Here is a 23,058-nt window from a genome sequence, read left to right as displayed (position 1 = left end):
CCTACCCAAACAGAGAACGACTTTCACGCATCAACGCTTTTGCCTCTTCAGATGCTTCCTGATCATCACCAAAGAGCATGTTAATAAACTCTTCTTCATCTTTATCAACACCTAAATGCAGCTCAAGCAATTGATAAAGCTCACGACATGTCTTCAATGCTTCTTGATAATCAGATTCAAATGACGAACCGCGTAACTTACCCATAACGTAATTCAATTCAGCCTGATATTTGTTTGCCATAATTGTATCTTTAAACATGATACCCTCATTAAATAACTTAATGAGATAGTCAAAGCACAAAGCATAAAAACGAAATATTACATGGTCTTGACGCATTTCGTAATCTTTTTGCTGCTCGTCCGTATCTTCATCTCCTGAATCCTCCCCGCAGGTCTTATCTTGCGAGGAAATGTCAAAAAGGGCCATAAACATAGCCTGCTCATCTGCTTGAACAAAATCGTCATGCATATTTTTTTGAGCACCATAAACGTTCGATTGCTCTTTAAAATAATCAAGCAGTGGCTTTGATATGCTCATCAACAGCTTTTCCTCAGATGATAAAAAAAATGAATCTTTAAGGAGGAAGACCTTGTTTTCAAGGGGATTAATACGAGCTTTGTTCAAAAAGCTATTGATTATGCTGAGCTGATCTACGATAAATTCCCAATAATGACCTAATTTGAAACCCTCAGGTTTATTGACAAAATAAAACCACGGTTCTTTGGCAAAAAGCGTTACAAGATCTTCCAGCGACTGCTCAATCTGTTCAGGCGCCATCTGCAAAAACATATCTTGCATGACCAATGCCTTAGGAAAATATTTTTCAAGATAGTCTCGATAAAAACTAAAGTCCTGCCGAGCAAGCATATTCCGCTCTGGGACTGAGACATTATCTAAAAAACACTCCCCACTAATCGCGGAAAAAAAGTACGAAAAAATAGCTAAAAAAAAAATGCTTTTCATACCACTCATGCAACCTTGCCTTCACAGATATCTTTAGCCATGTTGCACACAGTTCGCTTCATTTTTTTGAAAAATATTTGTAGTGACAAAAAAAAGCTATCCGCCTCCTGTCCATGCTCGCGACTACTCAGAATATGTTCAAACTCTGAAGAAATATGATTAACCCCCTCAACAATATTATGAATATGGGCACTCATACCCTGATCAGAATGGCCTTGATTTACTCGACAACCAAATACAGCGCATATAAATGCCAGTAGTTTTTCTGTTGTGTAAACCATTGCTGCATGATGTGTCACTATCGAAACGGCGTAAAAATCGTATAATTTTGACGTATCATCTTGGCTCAACCTATGCTGAAAATGCTGACAACTCTGTAAAAAGTCATACACACTATCACCAAACGTACCCAACTCCTGCTCAAACTCTGCAAGCAACATCCGCGCTTGTTCTTTCTCAAAGTTCCATGAAATACCCGCAGCACCTTCCTGTAACTTATCAAACAAACCAGAAAACTTTTGCAACAGCTCATGCGAGATAAATAAAAATATCGCTGCACCAACAGCACGGAGCGCAGAGTCTTTAACTATGCCCCGAAAAGTTGCACGCTCTCGTTTATGCTTTACTTTTTCATAGAGATATTGATTATACAACCGATCAAACTCTTCATCGCTCATTGGTTGACCCGAATTATTATTGTGCTCTTGTCGCTCAAGCTTCCACCAAATCCACGCCACACTGAGCAAGCCCGTTGCCAATAAGCCAAGTACCATGTTTCTATTCCAGCATGCCTGGTCTATACGTTGCTCCCACTCATTTGTGAACTCAGCAATTCTATCTAGGCTCATTGTCTCAAAAACGAGAGTTTTTTTGCTATCAAAAAGCGGGGTTGGCTCCAGCGCTTTGGAACCGGAAGCAAGCACTTCATCTGTGCGACCTACAACAGTACAAGTCGCAAACAATCCCAATGTAAACAAAATCTTGTGTACGCCTACTTTCACTCCGCTTGTTCCTACCTAAAAGAATGAACCCGGATACGGCTTGTCATTATCAAAACCCGAACCATAACCGCCCATACTACCTTTATTGAAATCATTAGCAGGAAACTTACCCCCAAATTGTTTGTCCTTGCTGGTAGCTCTTCCAAATCCTTGCAGCGACTCTGACAACCGCCTGTTAAGCATCAGGATGTTCTTCTTGTAAGCACCAACCATCTGTTTGTTAAAATCAAGCAGTCGATCAAGCTCGCTCAAAGAATTTGCCTCAAGTAAAATATCCCTAAACTCAAGAAGTCGTTTAACAATTTGGCTAATGTAAAATGAGCAAACACGATTTGTAAGATTATTTTCTTTATAGTAAACCTTACGGTCTTCAAACTCACCTGCTATAAAATCAATTTGATCTGCATAGCCCTCAATCAAGCAGCGCCAAGCACTATTTTTAAGTGTTGTCAACGTTTCACTTGCTTCATCACTCTCTTCTTGTAATTGACGTAATGTCATTTCATAACTACGAGAACTATCTTTAGGTCCCTCTTTTAAAAGCGCTTCAATATCTTTAAAAACAGAATCAAGTAAGTTATCCCACCCGGTTAATTCGTCTGAGGTAAATGGATCTCGTGACGCATGAAACAACACATTGCACAACACATTCCACCCATCCACGATCTGGTTCTCGGCAAAATCCCACGCACCGCCAAACATGCGGTTAATAGATCCTTTAAGTTTTTCGCCAAGAACGTCGCCACATGCACCCGCAACGCGTACATACACACCTTGTTCGATACCACTTGAGACACTGTCAATATCACTATCTTCAAGTACCCCTTCAAGCTGTTGTCCGGCTAGCCCTCGCGCAATAATACTCCCAAGCTTTGCCGCAGGATTAGTTGAGTTGACCAGTGCTTTAGCTATATTATCTGAATTTTCACGCAACATTTTAAGCGCTTTTTTATACTTATTTATTGTGTTATCAAGAGCATCTATTTCTTCTTGATCAACTGGCTGACTATTAAATTTTTCTTTATAATAATGAAAACAATTCTCCTCTTTAGTAAGCAATTCCCACTTCCTTTTTTTAAGCACACCTCGAGGCGTAGGAAGGGGAACCTTATCGGCACTACCACTCCGACCTGGTGATGCCAAGGCTATAAAATCCTCATCAGATTTTCTCAGATCCCTTTGCCAGTTAGTCAACGCTTCAGGTTTATTAGGCTTACTAGCCGCACTTAGTTGCTTATTATACGCTTTATAAGCATTTACCTTCTTGGTGTACTTATCACGTGCTTTGCGAAAGTTATCCATGACCTGTTCAATTTTTTCTTGATCTCGAACAATTTTTTCAATCTTGGTCATTCTTTCGTGTAGGGGCAATCCAAACAGTCCTCTACCTTCCCAGTACTTATCACGTTGAGACATGGCGCTTACAACTTGGCCACAACCGAGGAAAAATAATATACCTACAACTAAAAGACATAGACGTCTTTTAAAAAAGTCTACATCAACTTTCACGCCAATCCCTTTTCTCAATGAGGGGGTTAACATACATTTAAATGGAAAATACTGTGACAGAAGTATATCAAATAACGCCTGTAATGCAAAAACGACACGCTGCTGGTTGATTAAATCAACCAGCAGCGTAAAAAAATTACGAAATCGTGCAAATTTTCAGATAATGCTTACTCAAGACTTGAGTAAGCCTATGATTTGAGTTCTTTGATAGATTGCATGAGCTGTTTGCTTTGCTCATCAACACTTAAGCCAAACGCCGCCAGCTTTTTGCAAATTTCTTGTGCTGCAAAAACATATAATGAACGAGATGTTTCGGCGCGAGCTGTTTGACAACTAATTAATGCGCGTGCAAGTGGGGTAAATTTTTGTCCATCAAGCATTGTAAGGTCATCCTTACCGAGTGAACTAAGTAAACGATTGAAACCCTGTTTTGCCTTTTCAACATCTTGTTCACTCTCTTGAGGAAGATTGACAATAGCTAGATGAAGCGTTGTATACCCATTAAATGGAATCATTGTTCCCTTATGTCCACCATCTTTACGCGTAGCTACAACCTTAGCATTCTTCTCTACGCCATCAAGCGAAAGCAAGTACGTCATAACACCAAGGCTATTATGACATACAGCATTATGTAGCGGTGTAAGCCCATGCTCATTGCGGGCATTAACATCAGCACCATCTCCTACCGCTTTTTTAGCATCATCTAAGCTATCACTTTGTGCGGCTTCGTGTAAAGCAAGCGATGCTCGATCCAGATCTACCCCCTGCCCCTCATCCATTGCCGATAACGTTGAACAAGCAAACAAAAGCATACAAGAAAAAATAACAGAGCATTTCATTCTCTTCCTTCCCCGTCTTTAAAAATAAAACAACCTTGCTCGGAATTTAATCTAAACAAGGCTGTTTTCGCAAGCAACTTAAAAAATCGGTTTAAAGAGCGTTCTAGATCAGTGTGCCTTTATTTTTTTTGACTATTCGCAAGCTCACGTGCTAGAAACTTACCGGTAATACTTTGCTTACTTTTTGCTACTTCTTCAGGCAGCCCTTGAGCAACAACATAACCACCCTGCTCTCCACCCTCAGGACCAATGTCAATCAGGTAATCAACTGATTTGAGCATATCTAAATTATGTTCAATAACCAGCACACTGTTTCCGCGATCAACTAATTTGTTAATCACATGAAGGAGTTTGTCAACATCGGCACTGTGAAGCCCCGTCGTTGGTTCATCAAGAACGTACAATGTGCAACTATCACGCTTTGCAAGCTCATTGACAAGCTTGATACGCTGCGCCTCACCGCCAGAAAATGTTGTTGATGGTTGACCAAGTCTAATGTAGTCAAGTCCAACCTCACAAAGCAGATCAATACGTTTTTTAATACGTGGGAAATTTTTGAAAAACTCTTGTGCCTCGAGCACCGACATTTCCAAAATATCTGCAATCGTTTTACCATTAAAGGTTATCTCAAGAACCTGCTGGTTATAGCGTTTACCCTTACAGGTCTTGCACAGTACTTGCACATCTTCTAAAAAGTGCATTGATACTTTAATTTTACCCTCACCATTACATTCAAAACAACGCCCATCACGAACATTAAAGCTAAATCGACCAGGTTTGTAGCCTCTGGCGTTGCTCTCAGGCAAGCTTGCATACAGATTGCGAATATCGTCAAAAATACCAAGATACGTTGCTGGATTTGAGCGTGGTGTGCGACCGATTGGACTTTGATCAACAATAACTACATTTCTAAGCTGATCAATACCCTCAATTTCTTCAAAGTTTCGGCCTATTGCATACCCTGAGCTAAAATATTGTCGTAGCCCCATAGCAAGGCACTGCATGACCAAGCTACTTTTTCCTGATCCAGAAACGCCAGAAACGGCAGAAAAAACACCGAGAGGAAATTTAACCTCAAGATTTTTTAGATTATTTGCCCGTGCTCCTTTAAGCGTTAAAAATCCCTTTACCTTACGACGTTTTTGGGGAACTTTAATCGCTCGCTTACCAGACAAAAATTTACCGGTCAGGGACTGTTCTAGTTTTGCAAGTTCTGACGGTGACCCATGAGCAGTCACCTCGCCACCTAAAATACCGGCAGCCGGTCCCATATCAATCAAATAATCCGCAGCCTTAATGGTGTCCATGTCATGCTCAACAACTACTACCGTGTTGCCCTGATCACGCAGCAACTTGAGCGTTTCAATTAAGCGGTCATTGTCTCGCTGATGCAAACCAATACTTGGTTCATCAAGAATGTAGACAACGCCACTCAGCGATGAGCCTATTTGCGTTGCCAAACGAATACGCTGCCCCTCCCCACCAGACAGTGTTCGAGCGCTACGAGCAAGTGTTAAATAGGTTAAGCCAACATTATTGAGAAAGGTTAAACGGCTGATAATTTCTCGCATAAGTGGTGCAGCAATTACTTGCTGCTCGGCATCCAGATCTGTTTCAATGGTTTTGACAAAATCAAGCAACGAACTAATCGCCATGGTGCTGAACTGATAAATATTCTTTCCCGCAACGGTAACAGCCAGAGCCTCATCACATAAGCGCTTACCCTGACAAAAATCACACGGACGCTCGTGTGGACGCACATCCGTATAACGGCTTGATTCGTCATCCTCAAGAGAGTCCCACAACTTGTTTTCAAATGATGAACTTGATTCGTACGTAAAGCCAAGCCCATGACAATTCTTACACGCGCCAAGGGGAGAATTGAAAGAAAAAATACGGGGCTCAAGTTCAGGAAAGGACTGGGCACAATCAACACAAATACGCTTTGATGAATACATACTCTCAGAGCCCTGCTCATTAATAATGCCACACAAACCACCGTTACATCCAAATGACTTTTCAATGGCCTCTTGTAATCGAACATGTTCATCTTTTTGAACACGCAACTTATCAATCAACACACTAATTGTATGTTTATATGTTTTTCCAAGCTTAACTTTTGCAATATCTTGTGGGTCGGTAAAACGATAATATTTTCCGTTTATAACAAATCGATGAAAACCTCGTTCAAAAAAACGCGTAAGCTCATTTTTAAACTCCCCCTTCTTTTGAACTGCGATGGGCGCCGTAACCGTAATTTCCTGTCCATCAAATTTTTCCTGCAACATATGGGCTATCTGTTGAGGACTACGTGCACTAATACCTTTACCACACTCGACACAGTGAGGAGTGCCAACACGGGCAAACAAAACACGTAAATAATCGTAAATCTCGGTAATCGTTCCAACAGTTGAGCGAGGATTATAACCAACCGTTTTTTGGTCGATGGCAATTGCAGGACACAAACCATCAATTTTTTCGACAGATGGTCGACGAGCAACGCCCAAAAATTGTCGCGCGTAGGACGAAAGCGATTCAACATAACGTCGCTGTCCTTCAGCATACAACGTGTCAAGCGCTAAAGAACTTTTACCAGAACCCGATGGCCCGGTAATAACCACCAATTTTTCCTTAGGAATATCAACAGAAACTGACTTTAAATTATGCTCTTTAGCACCAATAATTTTGATTGTAGGTTTACCCATCACGATCCTCACTGCTTAAACGGTTTAACACTCCACTTTTAGTCACATTATTACAGATATTTATTTTCTAATGATCAATAACATACCATAAAAAACAAGATCTGTCACGCCCCCTGAAAACATTTATTATAAGGCACAATCCATACAAAAAAACCCGACATGTCCCCTCTAGAAGGACTAAATGGTATATTAGACAACTTCTTTGCCCTATCAAAATGGTGGTATACATAATATCACACATTATAAATATTGCCCATTTGACAATTATACGAACCGCTATACACTAAAGAAGGACTCAATTTTAGCGCTCTTTCGACAAAGTATTAGTAAAAATATGGAGGTCTCTATGAATAATGTAACTAAATTCACACTCGTAGCATCACTAATATTTGGCATGCTACCTGCAGCACAATGTACACCACCCATCAACCCAGAAAGAACACCTGATAATGAGCTTTTACGCTCAGCCCGTGACGGACGGCTAACAAGTCGCACGTTGGCCATATTGCTCAATGCGGGTGCAAATCTGAATGCAACATCCCCTACAGGATGGACAGCGCTTGATTACGCTCAAGCAAAAGGACACGTAAACATAATTGCACTACTACAATCACTTACTCAAGATGTGCCAGAAGCGCCAGTAATCAATCTGAATGAGGATAGTGATATAGAAACGCTCGACCTTCCAGTACAACAAGAAGGGGAGCCTGTAGAAATAACTCAAAACATCACCGTTTTTAGAGTAGGGCTACACAGATTTTATGCTAACCCAACGCCCGAAACTTTAACCACTCAATAAAAAAATTATCGATAAATGGAGGTTCCTATGAAAAAGCTTATAAGCGCTATAGCACTGCTAGCATTAGCAAATGTCAACCTGTACTCTATAGAGAAGCCAAACAACATACCCAGAAACATTCATCTTCGCCTAATAACCAAACAAACAGGCAATGATAAAACCATTCCTAATGGCTGGCTTACGGACTTTAATGTTAACAGAATCAAAATCGATGATAATTATACGTACGACATTATTATGAGAGCTCTATTGTTAAGGGATCAAAACATCATAATAAAAACCATTCTCGCTCTAAAGGAAGCTCAAAAACTGAATAACTCATTAAATGCAGCACTTATAAAAGCATCAAATAACATAGCAACCTGCCACCCGTTAAAACTTGATGACTACGCCCATGGCTATCTATTATGGAGAGAGCTTGAAAGCATGCACTTAGATGAAGAACAAGACATCGACAATACATTAGAAATACAAGCTCAAAATAACAAACTGTTCTCACATGCTAAAAAGCTCCATACGGCATATCAAGAACTATACAGGTTTGTGGATAATGGAGAGCTGACAGAAGAAACGCTCCACAAATACATTAAAAATCACAAGATTGATATTAACTTTCCACTTTGGCAAGGAAAAACGCTGCTCGTGATCGCAATAGAAAAAACAAACTCCAGTCACGCTCACATGGAACAACGAGATACTATAAAAGAACTAATCAAGCTTGGAGCAAATATAAGTCATGTAGACCAAATCACAGGAAAAACTTTGCTTCATTATGTAGTACAAGCTAATCTAATAGAGGTTGCGCAGGCACTTATAACAGCTAACAACAACAAACCTTCAGACGATATACAAGTCAACGCTGTATGCAAACAATATCACAAAGCAATAGATCACGCATTCGCTCCTAGTGTCAACATACCAATGCTCAAAGTATTGCTTAACTCTAACGACATAGATCTATCTCATACAAAATTATCGCACCCCTTTTGTGGCAGACCATTAAAAGATGTTATACTGGGTGACCCGTTCTTGAACGAAATACTCGGTAAACAACTAGAACAAAAAAATTATCGTTAAAGAGACATTATGAAAAAAACAAATATTTTAGCGCTCATACTCATGCTTGCAGCCTCTCAACTTCCTCATGCAAGAGGAGCAGAATGCCGCAAGAACCAACAAGAAATACACTCTCTTCCTGAGGATCTTGTACACAAAATACTCTCAGACAAACTCACAGAAGCAGACGTCAAAGAAATTAGCCCCATATTTATTAATGCTACACATGGCAAAGGTAAATTTACCATGCTGCATCATGCAGTTGAAAACAGGCATAAAGGATTAGTCCAAGCCTTACTTGAAAAAGGTGCTAATCCAAATCAACCAGACGCTTGTGGTAACACTCCGACACAAAGCGCTGTACCTCGCGTTGGTAAATGCAATATAGAAATTCTTGACCTACTGCTTAAGCACGGTGGAAACGCAGAAGCAACAGACAAACTCGGAGAAAGCCTTTATAGTATTGCTCTAGACAGACACCCTCTTCCAGTTCAAGCACTCATCTTACGCTGTTTGCTTAACGCCAAACAAACTCGAGAAATCAACAACTAAACTACTGCCTAACGCAGAACAACCGCCTACAAAGCAAATCCACAAATTATTGACAAAATGCCCCCTTGGCAAAGTATTCTGAAAAAGTTAATCAGTTTAGAAAGCTTTGTTAAGGGAGTATCATGAACAAATATAAGTCACTACAAACAAACCTGTTACTCTTTTTACTGACAATAAATTTTTACCCCAAAAGCGTATTCTCAGCAGAAAACCTTTCATTACAAACCCCTGTCGCTGACGCTCGTGGTAATCTGTGGGCACTTGCCCTCGCCGATCCGCAAAATCCTGATAAAGACCTGCCCATATACTGCAAACAAAAAGATAGCAAACTATGGCAGACCATTCCTGGCATTGGCATCAAATTGACCACCCATCCTGAAATCGATCAGGTCTGGATGACCCAAAGCAAAAAACTTGGCGACAAAGTTTTCGCCCGAACCAACATTTCCGACCAGCTCCCCATCGGTAACAACTGGTATCCTATCGGGCTCGATCTACAAACACAAAATATCCAAACTCCCGTCACCGACGCTCGTGGCAACCAATGGGCACTTGCCACGGCTGATCCTGGAAATCCTGATAAAGACCTGCCCATATACTGCAAACAAAAAGACGGTAAACTATGGCAAACCATTCCTGGCATTGGCATCAAATTGACCACCCATCCTGAAATCGATCAGGTCTGGATGACCCAAAGTAAAAAACTTGGCGACAAAGTTTTCACCCGAACCAACATTTCCGACCAACTCCCCATCGGTAACAACTGGTATCCTATCGGGCTCGATCTACAAACGCAATACATCCAAACTCCCGTCACCGATGCTCGTGGCAACCAATGGGCACTTGCCGCGGCCAACCCTGAAAATCCTGACCAAGACCTGCCCATATACTGCAAACAAAAAGACGGCAAACTATGGCAAACCATTCCTGGCATTGGCATCAAATTGACCACCCATCCTGAAATCGATCAGGTCTGGATCACTCAAAGTAAAAAACTTGGCGACAAAGTTTTCACCCGAACCAACATTTCCGACCAGCTCCCCATCGGTAACAACTGGTATCCTATCGGGCTCGATCTACAAACACAAAATATCCAAACTCCCGTCGCTGATGCTCGCGGCAACCTCTGGGCACTTGCTGCGGCCAACCCTGAAAATCCTGACCAAGACCTTCCCATATACTGCAAACAAAAAGACGGCAAACTATGGCAAACCATTCCTGGCATTGGCATCAAATTGACCACCCATCCTGAAATCGATCAGGTCTGGATCACCCAAAGTAAAAAACTTGGCGACAAAGTTTTCACCCGAACCAACATTTCCGACCAACTCCCCATCGGTAACAACTGGTACTTTATTGGGCTAGCGGGAACCGTAGAAAAAAGTATTACGCCACAGCCAAGCCCTACTACAAAAACTGAACCGGGGCCCATACTCCCGGCTGAAGAAACCCCAAAAACGCAAACAAAAATACAACCTCAAACAACAGAGCAACCAGCTCAAAGAATAAACGATAGACGAGCCGCTGCCACCACAAAAACAGAAGCTCCTCATGAATCTTTCAAAAAAATACAACGACCTGAAACGCCAACATCACGAACACTACAATCTCCAGAGGCAACCATCGAGAGAGCTCCTCAAAAAAATATTGCACCAGACGTTGGAACAGGATCTGTTAAAAGTAGCCGAAAACGTGCAACAGCCAAAGGGGTACGAGCTGCAACAGGTATGGGACTATCGAATGAATCAGTTTTGCGATCTGACCCTACAACGACAAGTGAACCCACAGCAAAAACACAAACACAAAGCAGAGAAAGAGAATCTACTACAACAACGCAACGTCCCCAACGAACACGAATACGTTAGCAGCCTTCACATCAAAATAGCTGCTCAAGATGAATAAGCATCCGCTTCACGTAGCTTTGTATTTCTTGATCACCTGAAAAATCTGGCATGAGCTCATACCATACTTCTAACATCGTAGGACTAATGCCAAAATATGTTTTTCCCTTGACCAAACTGAGCAGCTTACTTGGACGATTGGCAAAAACAAGTCGTAATTTTTCATGCCACACACGTACATCGCGCTCCGTCAAACCCAAAACAATTTCTCCATCCGCCATAAAATTTTCAGTCCATAGAAAATCATCCCACTGACCCTGCATATCAAACAAAACTTCATCTTCCAAAAATTTAAGATATCGATCACTCATTTTCTGAGGTAGCTTTTGGTTCTTTTTAAAAAGCAGATCACGTATACCTTCCTTACGTGCAAATTCTTCTCGTTTTTCATCGATAAAACAATGTATTTTTTTACCCAACTCACAAGCGTCCTGACATGCTCGAAGATTTTCAGCAGTCAAGCCGCGCTCATGCGTTTGCTTACGTGTAATAACGGGCGTCACATTATCTTCTTTTAAGATATATCGAATGTCTGGCCACATGCCCCCCAGCAAGCATGCGCGCTTTTGAGCAACATTCTCAGGCTCGTTATATGATGCTCTGTTTTTATTTATCCACTTTTGCGTCAAATAAACGTGTGTATAAGGACCAGCTGCAAATACACTGCCGCAAACAAACAAATAAATGAACACTAGGCTATTATGAAGCTTCATCCTACTCCTTCCTTTTTTATTATCTCAAAGCACGCCTGAAGTATACCCTAGCGCAATCATTCTAGAATACTGTTGACTTAATAAATCAAAAAAAGGCAAAGTAATTGCGGTTGTTGAATAACACTATGTCCATCTTTTGATCGAAAAAAATCATGCCTGACAAAAACAAAATAATACTCACACTCACACTTATGCTCAGCGTTGCGTACATTGGCCAACATGCCAGTAATATAGCTGTTGATGATTTGCCAATATCAACCCCTGAACACGTAGAAGGACTACAACAAGAGCAAGAAATATACGAAGATGATCTAGAACAACCAGCTATTACCGTTGCAAAAGAAGCAAAAAAAATAAAAAAACACAAACCTGGTGCTATAAAAAAAGATGCCCTAACAGAAGAACTTGACAAATATGGACAAGAGAAAGAAGAAGACACTCCACCCCTAGCATTTGTTAAACGCACTGAAAAGCTTCAGCAACCACCGCCAACAGAACCTAGCCCCCATGACATCCCCCAACGTCAAGAGTTACCTATCCAAACAAAAATTGTCTCTGGCAAGACACAAATTCCAATATCTGCAAGCCTTCCACTCAAAGGTGAAATTTCCATTATCGGCAAACAGCTTTTTGACGGCATAACGCTCTTTTTCAAAAAAATGAAAAAAGATTTTAAGGAACTTGTCTTCAATTTTCATCTGTACGCGCTCAACGACAGCGCGTTAATTCCTAAGGTACGGCGTAATATCGGGAAAATGTCACCCCACTCGCCACTTTTTTTAAGCTTCTTTGGCACTGAGGTTGTTGGGGCCATCATGCCACACATTCATACTGGTGAACTTGCCAATATTTTTCCCATAGAGGGAAGCCCAGGTTTGCGAACAGAACAAAACGTTAATTCCGTTTATTTTCGAGCATCTAATGAACTCGAACTGAAAGCGCTCATCGATCACTCAGTCAAAGTGCTTTACAAGAAAAAGTTTGCCGTATTTTATGAAGCAAGTGATTGGGGCGAAGGAGCAGTCATTTTAATTGAAAAAATTCTTAATGAGCATGGGCTTAAACTTATGGCAAAAGCTGGCTATCCAGCACGTACCGTCAATATCAAACAAGCGGTTGATTTTCTCTCGGCCTATTCGCCAAACGCAATTTTGTGTATTGCTCACGCACGGCCAGCATATAATTTTATTCGACAAGTCATTAACAAAGGTCTGCACCAAACAGTCTTTTTGGGGCTTTCAACGCTTTTCTCAATCCAGCGCCCCTTGCGCCGCTCACGCGGCATACAACTCATTACTTCATCGGTTGTCCCGAGCCCATTTACTAGCAAGTTGCCCATCGTAGAAGAATATCGAAAGGACATGCAAGAATATTTACCCTACAAAACGCTATCACCATTTTCTTTGGAGGGGTACATTAATGCCGCCCTTCTTTGTGAATGCTTTAAACGTATAACGCTTCCACTCAACAGCGATAAAGTCATATCAATCTTAGAAGATATGCAACAGGAGAATTTTAAAGGCCTTGAACTTAATTTTTCTGCCCAAAACCGAACACTTTCACATCAGGTATGGATCAATATTGGACAAAAAGAAGAATGGATTCCGTTTCCTCAAACGTTAGAAGATTATGAACAAAACGATTCAAAAAATAATTGACTTCACCCTCGATCATGCGATACAGGTTAAAACAGGCATCATAGCCCTGGTAATGCTTTATCTACTTGCTATTTTTCAAATCCCGCTATTGCGCTTTACTACCACCGATACCCCTCCAGAGCTTAACGCTATTAACACAGAAGTTATCAAAAAACTCGGTCCATTTGCAGTAAAAGTTGATACGGGAATGCTGATTAAAAACTTCCCTATATTTGACGTTAAGAATAATCGCTTTGAGGTTGATGCTGTTGTATGGTTTGAATTCAACGCTGATGAGATCATGCTCAGCACCATCGAAAGCTTCTCATTTGACAACAGCAAAATTAAAAGACGATCACCGCCTGATATAAAAATGATTAAAAATCGTATTTTTGTAAAATATGACGTACTCTTCGAACTTGATACCAACTTGCAATTCCACAAATTCCCCTTCGAAGATCATCGACTTTCGATCGTACTAACCAATAACTTTGTTACGCCTGAAGAAATGTACTATATGGTTGATGTTTCAGGCTTTCAGCTCGCCAAGGGCGTCGTTCCCTCTAGCTGGCAGCTCACTGACGTTAATGTTGACTCTGGCTTTTTGCCAATTCAACTCGACGAGCAGGATAAGACTAAAAAAATTAACAACCCCAAGGCTCTTTTTATTATCAACTTTGCCAAGGCTGGTATAAAGCGAATCATGGTTATTTTTATCCCGATTTTTTCAGCGACCTTTCTCTCGCTCCTCTCATTTCTGGTCAGTGCTACAAACTACATTTCTCGCTTTAGTTTGGCCATAACAGCTGTAACCGCTTTGCTTGGTTATCGATTTGTTATCGAACAAATGATGCCCAAGGTGGGTTACATGACAACCACCGATACTATCTATCTCTTTTTACTTGTCTTTTCATTTGTATCTTTTGCCATACAACTTCTGGTTAACCGCTATTTTATTACCCAAACTAAGGGGCAAAAAGATGTCAATCCAAAAAATCTCACACGGACATTAGAAGTTGTTAGCATGCTCATTTTTATTTTCATGGTGCTCTTGCTTGCAAGTGCAATCACATATATTATTTTAACATAAAAGGAAGAGAGTCATCGTGAAAAAGAGTTTGTTTTCAAAACAAAATATTTTGTTCGTTCTTAAAATATGTGGTATTACCCTTGGCATCATTGGTGCGGTGGTTTTGGCTGTTGCCGTTCTCGTTCCACTCCCAATTTACAAGACAGGTTTTGAAACGCTTACCGCAATCAGTGAATATGCTCAGGGTCTTGAGGAAAAAGTTCCTACAGACACAGACAACACTATTCGGCCACAATTTAATAAGCATTACAAACAATTTGAATCATCATTTTGGAAAAACAGCAAAAAAAAGTTTTCATGGCTTTTTTCATTTATAGGTCTTTCAAAACCACCACTCTGGTCTGCTGGTTTTTTTAAAGAACAGCTAGAAAAACTCACCAAACCCCGTGAAGAAAAAGGTATGAAAGATAATTTTGTTACAAAAATTGCAACAACTTCGAAAACAAAATTTGTTATTTTTGGCAACGTCCAGGGGGCATTTCATTCAATCGTTCGAGATCTTGAGCAATTGAAGAAGCTCGATTTTATCGATGATGATCTCAAGTTAAAATCTTCCGACTACTACATTGTTTTCATGGGCGATGTAATTAGCCGCTCACACAGCACCATGCAAATGCTTAGTCTTGCCATGCGCCTACTACAAGCAAATCCCGACAACGTCGTATACCTTCGCGGCAATCATGAGACCGGTGATTACTGGCAGGAGCACTCACTCAAAGCGGAACTACAAATTCGTGCAAAGCATCTTGATGAAAGCACTATTCCTTTAGAAAAAGAAGTAACCGCTTTTTTCAATACGTTAGCACTCGCCTGTTATATCACAACAATTGATCAAGCTACCAACGAATTTATTCGTATCTCTGACTCAAAGCGTGGGAAAATACCAATACTCAATGAAGCACATTACGCAGCGTTTTTATCTGAGAAAAAACCGGGACTGAGTTGGCATCAACTCAAAGGAGACGCCGATGAAGGAGGCGAAAGCTCTGAGGAAGAGGGTCCTGAAGCAGAAAGTTCTATAGACTTAAAAGTTATCTTCAAGGGTGAAAAAAAGCGCGAGTCATTTCAAACAATGACAGGCCTGCGTTACCTTTCTCCTGACATGGGTGCCGTTGCATGGAACATTCTTTCATGCCCAACCATGGTATATCAAAAGGCACTTAAGTTTTACCATGACGCCTTTGTCATGCTCATTCCCGCTGCAAAACTTGAACAATGGCAACTCATACTCTATAACCGCGACACACGCCAAGATGATAAAGAATACAAAAAGACGGTCTATTCACTGCTGACCGGAGTTGAAGAAGGAACCCAAACTAAAGCGCCAACTGATGAGCCAGCTCCTGACGCACAGGCAAAAGAAGAAGAAAAAACCGATAAACCAGAAAAGAAAGCTGTAAAGGCAAAGCCCAAAAAAATTAAACAGGATGTGGCTCAAAAGCAAGAAGAGGCAGAAGTGAGGGCCAAAAAACAGTTGCAACCGGAACAACCACAAAAACCAACCAAGACAGTCAAACGAATACCTCAACAGCCAGCTGAGCCATCACCAGATACACATGAAAGCATTGATGAGATTAAGGACCATCTACAATCTGTTATCAGACTGCTTAACGATCTAAAAACTGATGATGAACAACAACCCCAAGACCAACCTGCGCAACAACAAACCAGACAAGAGCCAGAGATCGACGACGAGCATGTATATCACGAAGAACATGCTCAAGAGCAACGTCTGCAACCACCAACTACTGATCAAGAAACTGAATATTCCCACGTTGAGCAACAGGATATACCAGAACAAGAACAACGCTTACAACCGGCAGAATAAAAAGGAGAAATGCCAATGAAGCGTCCCACAGCTTTATTACTTCTTATACTCCCAGCAGTAATGATATCATTCTGTTGGGCAGAACCAGAGAGCCACCATCGCCAGGATTCTTATCCTGACGAACTTGATGCTTGTAGCATTATTATTGCCCAGCACAGCCCTGACAAAACAACGCTGCAAGAAGAGCTTGAGCATGTCAAACAGACACAAGACATTTTTGACACCAAACCAAGCAAACATGTTCGCTCACGCTTGTACACCGCCGGTCGATATTACACGCTACGAGACAAAACACACATGCCTCATTTGCATGACGCGTACAAGATAAAACTTGAAACGCAAGATCTTGAAATAGGTCTTGGTGGACGAATTCGTGATGAGTTTTTCTTCTACAATCGTGCCCGCACATTGCGTGATGACTGCTTTGACCGCAACGAATTTTTCAGACACAAACTCAATCTTGATTTTTCCGTACAGCAAGGTGCACAGCGTTATGGCACGCCGGCTTCGCAAGCATTTATCAGACTTACCAACTACGTACGCTGGCAAAACCATGGCCACTACATGCCTATGTACATTGACGACCTGCTGATACCATCACTACCTGATGTTTCGCTCGCTCAAAATGTTAAAGTCAAAAACGTCATGCCGCTCATTTTTACTGAAGAAGCTTGGTTTAAAATTAATTTTAATGCCTTTACCGATCTGCTCCAAGATCGTGAAACATACCTTAAAGTTGGTTATTTTCGATTCTTTTTAGGCCGTGGTATCGTCGTTGGCTACCATGATGACTTAGCTGTTGACTATCTTGGCTGGCCAGGAGAGGGGCTGTTTGCGCGTCATCCACACATGCCACCCGGCCTGTTGCTGCATCATCAAATACACAAAAATATCGCTGCAGAACTTTACTACATGAAGTGGCGCGAAGTTAATAACTCGCATTTTGATGTTTCTCAGCCAGTTCGTCGCGGACACCTTAAAGGAGCTCCCGAGCGGGGACGAGACAAAGACCGTGACACCGTTATTGGTCGACTCGTTCTTGATTACAAGTCAAAAGAAAAAGGTAAATATTATGCTGAACCGTACTGGGCTTACACCCGTGCACCAGAACAGCAAATTGAAGCACAAGCTGACGCAAGCTCTCACATTCATACACTTGGCTTGATGTTTGACTGGAAGAAAAATAACATGCACTTCAACTTTGAAGTCGCTGGCCAAATGGGCCACCAGCAAATGCATGGCCTTGACCGTAACTTAATTCAGCTCGTGCATGGTGGTTCAAGCGGTGCAGTTAGTGCAAAGTTTAGCCATATTGACTTAAAATCAAATATTCCTACGCAAGATAGTGGCATTGTGGTACGAGCAAAGGCTCATGCTGGCACTCATGGAGGAGTTTTTCCAATACCTGCTGATGGGGCCTTCAAAAAGGACGAATTATTGCCACTTATTGTTAACAATCCTATTAATAAAGACCCCCAGGTAACTGATAATTTAAAACGTACAGACAACGCTCAAAATCTTCTGGTTAACACCGGCGGAACCGCAAACTCCTTTGCCCTCAACTCACAACGCTTTGGCAACAACCGTTTCCGCTTACCTTACCGCTTGTCCTACCGCGGTATCATGGCACTTGCTGACATGAGCTATGAATTTGAAAAGCCACATCTAAAGGCTGCACTTGCCGTTGGCTACATTGGCGGTGACAACTACCCATACAACAACGAACGCGACTGTACCTACCATGGCTTTATACCAATGCGCTCACGTTACAAAGGCCTTGGTGTTCAGAATATGCTCATTTTTGATCGCTTGGCAATTCCGCGTCCAGTTAACATCTCACACCGAACATTCTTCGCATTTAATAACACCAAAGATCTTTCTAACCTTCAATTTCTGGGCGCAGGCCTAACCTGGTATCCACTTGAAGAAAAAAGCAAACTATCACTGACCCTTGATGTTATGTCACTTTGGGAAGCTGCCCAACTTCAAAAGTGGGATAAAAATGGCACACATCCTGACCCTGACATTGAAAAACAAATTGCAGAAGCTCGTAAGTTTTTTGGTTTCTCTGGCTGGGAAAGTAAGGATAACGCAAGCAAACATTTGGGCGTCGAAGTTGATCTTAAATTGTTTTATGAGATACTCAATCACAGTCTGTTCTTTGTCAGAATGGCTATTTTTGTACCTGGTAATTTGTACAAAGACTTACTTGGACAACCAAACGAACTTACTATTCGCGTTACCCGTGATGGCTTTAACAGCTATCAGTCTCTTGGTAACTCAACCGCTTTTGCTTTAATTATGGGCATTAACTACCGCTTCTAAAGGAGAATAAACAATGAAAAAAATATTATTACTGACCACATGCGTCCTCACAACACCTTGCCTTGCAAGCCTTGTACCTCCAGGAATTAACATCAGACAAACAGAAACATCTAACCCAAAAAATACTCGATCACCGGGCAACCACTTCAAAGATACTGAGGTTACTCGTGCAGACGACCCCAATAAAATTTATGGCAAAAATAATATAAAAAAATACCTGGTTGAATTCCTCGACAAAATGTGTGGAGATATAGGAACAACACCTCACAGCGTCTCAAATAATTTCTGTGCAGAGTATGAATCACGCTGTGAGCACGTTATGGAAAAACTCACGTGTCTCATGCAAAAATACGAGCGAGGCTACGTATCACCGCAAGAAATCGAACAAGAAGCTCGTCAAACCATGGATATGTTTTTCCAGCGTGTTCGCTTTGCAAACATTAATAAGCTGGCAAAAGAAATGATGAAGCAGCACCGCAGTAAAAAATCACTTCGGGGGCATGAGGCTGCATCCAGCAAGTTTGAATACGATAAGGAAACTGCTGTACAATTGACTCAGTACTTGGATAAATAAAGAACAGCTATGCATTTGACAAGTCAGAGCGCTGGCTTGGGCATGACGTCACTTTATACTCGCAACTCTTTCTCCGTAATCCCGGCCCACGAGCCGGGATCCACAAAAACGCTCAAAACAGACTCCGGATCAAGCCCGGAGTGACAGCTGTCGCGGACAGGCTCTCTAAGCAACAAAACTTGTCATCCCCAACTCCAATATGTTTGTGTTTGTAAAATTTTATATGAGGGACGAGTTCTGGCTTCCCGCCTACGCGGGAACGACGAGTGTTTGGCTGTTAGGACTCGTCATGCCGGACTCCGAGCCGGTATCCATTGTGACACTCATATGTACAGTGCGTTTGTTCTTTAGAAATGGACCCTGGATCGGAGTCCAGGGTGACGAAATTAGTAAGCCAGATGCTACCAAAATTAGAAAGCTAACCAGAAAGAACAACACTTTGCACAGTAGTGGAACAAGCCCGTGACGAGCTTGTTTAGAAAGTTACTCAAAAAAACAGCTCTTTGAGCAGCAGTACTCTTAGGCTCTCTAAATAGCAAAATTTGTCATCCCCGAGTCCCATCGGGGATCTCAATCCTCTGGTCAAGCAAGTGACTGACAACGCAGTGTCGCTCGTGCCAAATCCTGTTCAGTGTCAATACCCATAACTTCATGACTCGTATTATGTACAGTTATGGCAATGCCGTTTGCAAGAAATCTGAGTTGCTCAAGCTTTTCAGCATCTTCAAGCATATTGGACTCAAGTGATGCTATCTTTTCCAGAGTCTGTGTCGTGTAGGCGTAAATACCAATATGTTTTTTGAACGCACCTTGCTGAAAAAAACTCTGTAGCTCATGCTGGTCTCGTACATGTGGGATTGGACTGCGTGAAAAATACAGTGCTTTGCCCCACTTGTCGCAGACAATCTTGGCAATATTGGAAGCAAAAATTTCAGCCTCATTTTCGATAGTTTTACACAACGTCCACATCTGCTGACCAGTTTGATCGCACGATTGGAGCAAATCATCAATCATGGTAGAAGTTATAAATGGCTCATCGCCTTGCCAGTTTACCCACACATCAGCATGAACATCACCTCGCCTGGCAACCTCTATGACTCGATGCGTACCTGAAGGACATGCTGAATCAGTCATGACGTAGTCTGCACCAAAACTATCAAGTAATCGAGCAGTCTCTTGACTATCTATAGCGAATAAGACACGATCAAATGCGACAACTTTTTTTGCTGCTTCCCATACCCATTGCAGCAGAGGCTTGTCGTGAAGTGTAGTCAAAACTTTTCGTGGAAATCGAGTCGATGCAAGACGAGCAGGAATCACACACACAATTTTTTTATTTTTAAACATTATAAAGTCCAAATTTTGTACAAAAACAAAAGCATATGTCAGCGAAAGCATTTAGTTTACCACACCATAATTTTCGGACCACCCCTTTGCAGATTACAGGAAACAAGCTAATGTAAAATAAATTCTATTTTGATAAAAAAGGAGTCCTCATGAAAAATAAAAAGAATCTCATAGCGCTTTTTTCTTGCTTCACCCTACTTCTTATCAATCCGGCGAACAGCCTCGCTAAAGTAAACAACCAAAAAAAATCTATTAACAACCAAGAGTGTTGCGAAATCCTCGCATGTCTTAAAGAAAAAGTAAAAAAAAGCGAACAAGTAATTTCTAGTATAAATGTTTTTTTAAATAACATAAAAGATATAACATCTCTACTTTCTCAAACTCTGCAGCAACAACCAAGTCAACTTTCAACAATCAAAGAAAACCTCGCTCAATTGGTCAGTGACTATGAGCAGACTAAAGAGAAGTGCTCTCTCTATCAGACAAATGAGGATTTATGGGAAAAATTCATCGAAAATTTAAAACCATTGATTGAGCAAATTGACTCAAGCATAATGGACAATAGTAAGCAACTCGAGCAGCTTAATCAGTATTTAGTCACATTCAACAATATGGAAAGGAGTAATGATTTAACTTGGCATGAAAAATTCATGCAGTTTTGCAAAAGTAGTGAAGTGTAGAAATCACCATGTACAAAAAAGGAAAGAACCATGACGCTAAAAAAATTGCTCAGTCTAAGCCTGGCATTTTCTCTGGGTGCAAGCCAAGTTTTTGCAGTTGCTGTTAACAAAAATCTGTGGCAAGACGCAAGTAGTATTTTATCAAAACTTGGTGGCGTGCGTGACCAAATTGGTGAAATGCGTGAAGAATTCAAAGTTATGATTCCTGTTCTCGGTACACTTGAAGAAGTATTCATTGAACGCGATAAACAACGTGATGAAACATACAAATGCTTACGTGACAAATTTAAAGAACTTGAAGGCCTTATCGGTAATTGCCTTGAAAATAAAGGCAAAGTTGATGAGCAACGTAAATTAACAAACAAATCAATCCAAACAGAAATTGACAAGCTCACTCAAGAAAGCAACATAAAAATAAAAACCCTTCAAGAAGAAATCGACAAAATTAATGAACGCATTGCCGAGCTTAAAGCATCGCTTGCAACGTTAACCGAAATGAACGGCGAAAAAGTTAAGCAAATTATTGATGACTTAAGTGGCATTAGAAGTGAATATGAAACAATGATGGTTCAACGAGAACTATTCAAAAAGTCACTCACCGACCTAACCAGCAGATTACAAGCATACAACCATGATGAAACAACCGATACTACCGAACTTAAAAAAGACCTGTGTACACAAGAAGGTGATGAGTCATAATCACCGTTGTCATATTTGGAAATATACTCTAAAAAGGAGACTTTATAATGAACAAGCTTAGCACACTTCTGCTTACCTCAAGCCTTGTTTTTTCAGGACTTTGCCTTAGAGCAGAAAATGTAGAAGTTCCAGACTGGAACTCACAATTGCCAGCACTTGAGGCTAGTCTTACCGGACTTAAAGACGCCCTGTCTGAAAACAAAGCAACATATACGGCTCTCGACGAAACTGTTGTAAGCCTTTTTGGCACGATGCAAGCACGTCATGAAGCACGTCAAGGCGCTTTTGATTGTGTAAGAAAACGTTGGAAAGAGTTACTCAAAGATCGTCAAACTTGTGTAACTGACACACAAGCACTTGTGGAACTTGCAGCATCTGAAAAACTTGCACTCCAGTCAAAACTTGAATCACTACGCAAAAGCACCGAAACAGAAATTAGTGATTTAGAAAAGAAAAAGGCAGACGCTGAAGCACTTAAAAATCAACTACAAGACGAATATGATGCAGCCGTTGGTGACTCACAAGAAGATGCAGCACGAATTATGGGCCAACTGATAGAGCTCTCAGGTGAATACGATTGCATGATCGACGCAAAGAAAAAACTGCTCAAGGATGTTAACACCCTCAAATCAAAAGTCGAAGCTTACGACACAAGAACAGACGTTGCAACAAAAGATATCAACACAGAAATCTGCGGCGCAACACTGTAATAACGTAAAAGAGAAGGAGCACCTGGTAATTACCCATAATCTTTTTCTCTGAAATAAAAGAGGTGGTTTGGACTATTTCAAGCTACCTCTTTTTTCCTCCCACTTATTCTGATCCAAATGTTACCACCC

The 23,058-nt window shown here is 41.1% G+C and carries 19 protein-coding genes; 12 read left to right on the top strand and 7 right to left on the bottom strand.

Annotation, left to right across the window (positions count from 1 at the left end; genetic code table 11):
- Window position 1 precedes the first annotated feature (1 nt).
- From H6679_03985 to uvrA, 5 genes are all read right to left on the bottom strand, one after another.
- Window positions 2-973 carry a hypothetical protein gene (locus H6679_03985; GenBank protein ID MCB9493410.1) on the bottom strand — a complete coding sequence of 324 codons (972 nt, stop codon included), beginning with the start codon at window positions 971-973 and terminating at the stop codon, window positions 2-4.
- Window positions 970-1,965 carry a hypothetical protein gene (locus H6679_03980; GenBank protein ID MCB9493409.1) on the bottom strand — a complete coding sequence of 332 codons (996 nt, stop codon included), beginning with the start codon at window positions 1,963-1,965 and terminating at the stop codon, window positions 970-972. The genes H6679_03985 and H6679_03980 overlap by 4 nt, the downstream gene beginning before the upstream one ends.
- Window positions 1,966-1,980: 15 nt before the next feature.
- On the bottom strand, window positions 1,981-3,474 hold the full coding sequence (locus tag H6679_03975) for a hypothetical protein (GenBank protein MCB9493408.1): 1,494 nt from the start codon (window positions 3,472-3,474) through the stop codon (window positions 1,981-1,983).
- Between the two features lie 188 nt (window positions 3,475-3,662).
- Window positions 3,663-4,313, bottom strand: coding sequence for an ankyrin repeat domain-containing protein (locus H6679_03970; protein MCB9493407.1), 651 nt, complete (start codon window positions 4,311-4,313; stop codon window positions 3,663-3,665).
- Window positions 4,314-4,432: 119 nt separating this feature from the next.
- Window positions 4,433-7,018, bottom strand: coding sequence for an excinuclease ABC subunit UvrA (gene uvrA, locus H6679_03965; GenBank protein ID MCB9493406.1), 2,586 nt, complete (start codon window positions 7,016-7,018; stop codon window positions 4,433-4,435).
- 346 nt (window positions 7,019-7,364) lie between these two features.
- On the opposite strand from uvrA, the gene H6679_03960 reads away from it, so the two are divergent.
- The 4 genes from H6679_03960 (at window position 7,365) to H6679_03945 (ending at window position 11,290) form a co-directional block, all read left to right on the top strand.
- Window positions 7,365-7,817 carry an ankyrin repeat domain-containing protein gene (locus tag H6679_03960; GenBank protein ID MCB9493405.1) on the top strand — a complete coding sequence of 151 codons (453 nt, stop codon included), beginning with the start codon at window positions 7,365-7,367 and terminating at the stop codon, window positions 7,815-7,817.
- A gap of 27 nt (window positions 7,818-7,844) precedes the next feature.
- Entirely contained in the window at window positions 7,845-8,894 is a 1,050-nt protein-coding gene (locus tag H6679_03955) for a hypothetical protein (GenBank protein ID MCB9493404.1), read from the top strand.
- Between the two features lie 9 nt (window positions 8,895-8,903).
- Window positions 8,904-9,425, top strand: a complete 522-nt coding sequence (locus H6679_03950) for an ankyrin repeat domain-containing protein (GenBank protein MCB9493403.1) — start codon at window positions 8,904-8,906, stop codon at window positions 9,423-9,425.
- Between the two features lie 122 nt (window positions 9,426-9,547).
- A complete protein-coding gene (locus H6679_03945; GenBank protein MCB9493402.1) occupies window positions 9,548-11,290 on the top strand; it encodes a hypothetical protein in 1,743 nt (580 codons plus the stop codon).
- Between the two features lie 11 nt (window positions 11,291-11,301).
- Here the strand turns inward: H6679_03945 and H6679_03940 are convergent, their stop codons facing one another.
- The gene (locus H6679_03940) at window positions 11,302-12,039 is read right to left on the bottom strand and encodes a hypothetical protein (protein ID MCB9493401.1); all 738 of its coding nucleotides are present in this window, start codon (window positions 12,037-12,039) and stop codon (window positions 11,302-11,304) included.
- Window positions 12,040-12,191: 152 nt separating this feature from the next.
- Here H6679_03940 and H6679_03935 point away from each other — a divergent pair, with 152 nt between their 5' ends.
- The 5 genes from H6679_03935 to H6679_03915 are packed head-to-tail and all read left to right on the top strand — an operon-like array spanning window position 12,192 to window position 19,493.
- On the top strand, window positions 12,192-13,697 hold the full coding sequence (locus H6679_03935; protein ID MCB9493400.1) for an ABC transporter substrate-binding protein: 1,506 nt from the start codon (window positions 12,192-12,194) through the stop codon (window positions 13,695-13,697).
- On the top strand, window positions 13,669-14,766 hold the full coding sequence (locus H6679_03930) for a hypothetical protein (protein ID MCB9493399.1): 1,098 nt from the start codon (window positions 13,669-13,671) through the stop codon (window positions 14,764-14,766). Before H6679_03935 ends, H6679_03930 begins: the two co-directional genes overlap by 29 nt.
- Before the next feature lie 16 nt (window positions 14,767-14,782).
- Complete coding sequence (locus tag H6679_03925; GenBank protein MCB9493398.1) at window positions 14,783-16,594, top strand: metallophosphoesterase; 1,812 nt, start codon at window positions 14,783-14,785, stop codon at window positions 16,592-16,594.
- A 15-nt stretch (window positions 16,595-16,609) separates the two neighbouring features.
- A complete protein-coding gene (locus H6679_03920) occupies window positions 16,610-18,919 on the top strand; it encodes a hypothetical protein (protein ID MCB9493397.1) in 2,310 nt (769 codons plus the stop codon).
- A gap of 13 nt (window positions 18,920-18,932) precedes the next feature.
- Window positions 18,933-19,493: a hypothetical protein gene (locus tag H6679_03915; protein MCB9493396.1), complete on the top strand. Its 561-nt coding sequence runs from the start codon at window positions 18,933-18,935 to the stop codon at window positions 19,491-19,493.
- A 582-nt stretch (window positions 19,494-20,075) separates the two neighbouring features.
- Here H6679_03915 and kdsB read toward each other — a convergent pair.
- Window positions 20,076-20,840, bottom strand: a complete 765-nt coding sequence (gene kdsB / locus H6679_03910; GenBank protein ID MCB9493395.1) for a 3-deoxy-manno-octulosonate cytidylyltransferase — start codon at window positions 20,838-20,840, stop codon at window positions 20,076-20,078.
- Between the two features lie 149 nt (window positions 20,841-20,989).
- Between kdsB and H6679_03905 the strand changes: the two genes are divergently transcribed.
- The 3 genes from H6679_03905 to H6679_03895 are packed head-to-tail and all read left to right on the top strand — an operon-like array spanning window position 20,990 to window position 22,929.
- Window positions 20,990-21,520, top strand: a complete 531-nt coding sequence (locus H6679_03905; GenBank protein MCB9493394.1) for a hypothetical protein — start codon at window positions 20,990-20,992, stop codon at window positions 21,518-21,520.
- Between the two features lie 30 nt (window positions 21,521-21,550).
- Window positions 21,551-22,219 carry a hypothetical protein gene (locus H6679_03900; protein MCB9493393.1) on the top strand — a complete coding sequence of 223 codons (669 nt, stop codon included), beginning with the start codon at window positions 21,551-21,553 and terminating at the stop codon, window positions 22,217-22,219.
- Window positions 22,220-22,266: 47 nt separating this feature from the next.
- Window positions 22,267-22,929, top strand: a complete 663-nt coding sequence (locus tag H6679_03895) for a hypothetical protein (protein MCB9493392.1) — start codon at window positions 22,267-22,269, stop codon at window positions 22,927-22,929.
- The last annotated feature ends 129 nt before the right edge of the window (window positions 22,930-23,058 follow it).

It is taken from the genome of Campylobacterota bacterium (assembly GCA_020633995.1).
In the GTDB taxonomy this organism is placed as follows: domain Bacteria; phylum Babelota; class Babeliae; order Babelales; family RVW-14; genus JACKCO01.
The sequence above is the reverse complement of the archived record's forward strand: the minus strand, read 5'-3'. Positions and strand labels throughout refer to the sequence as shown.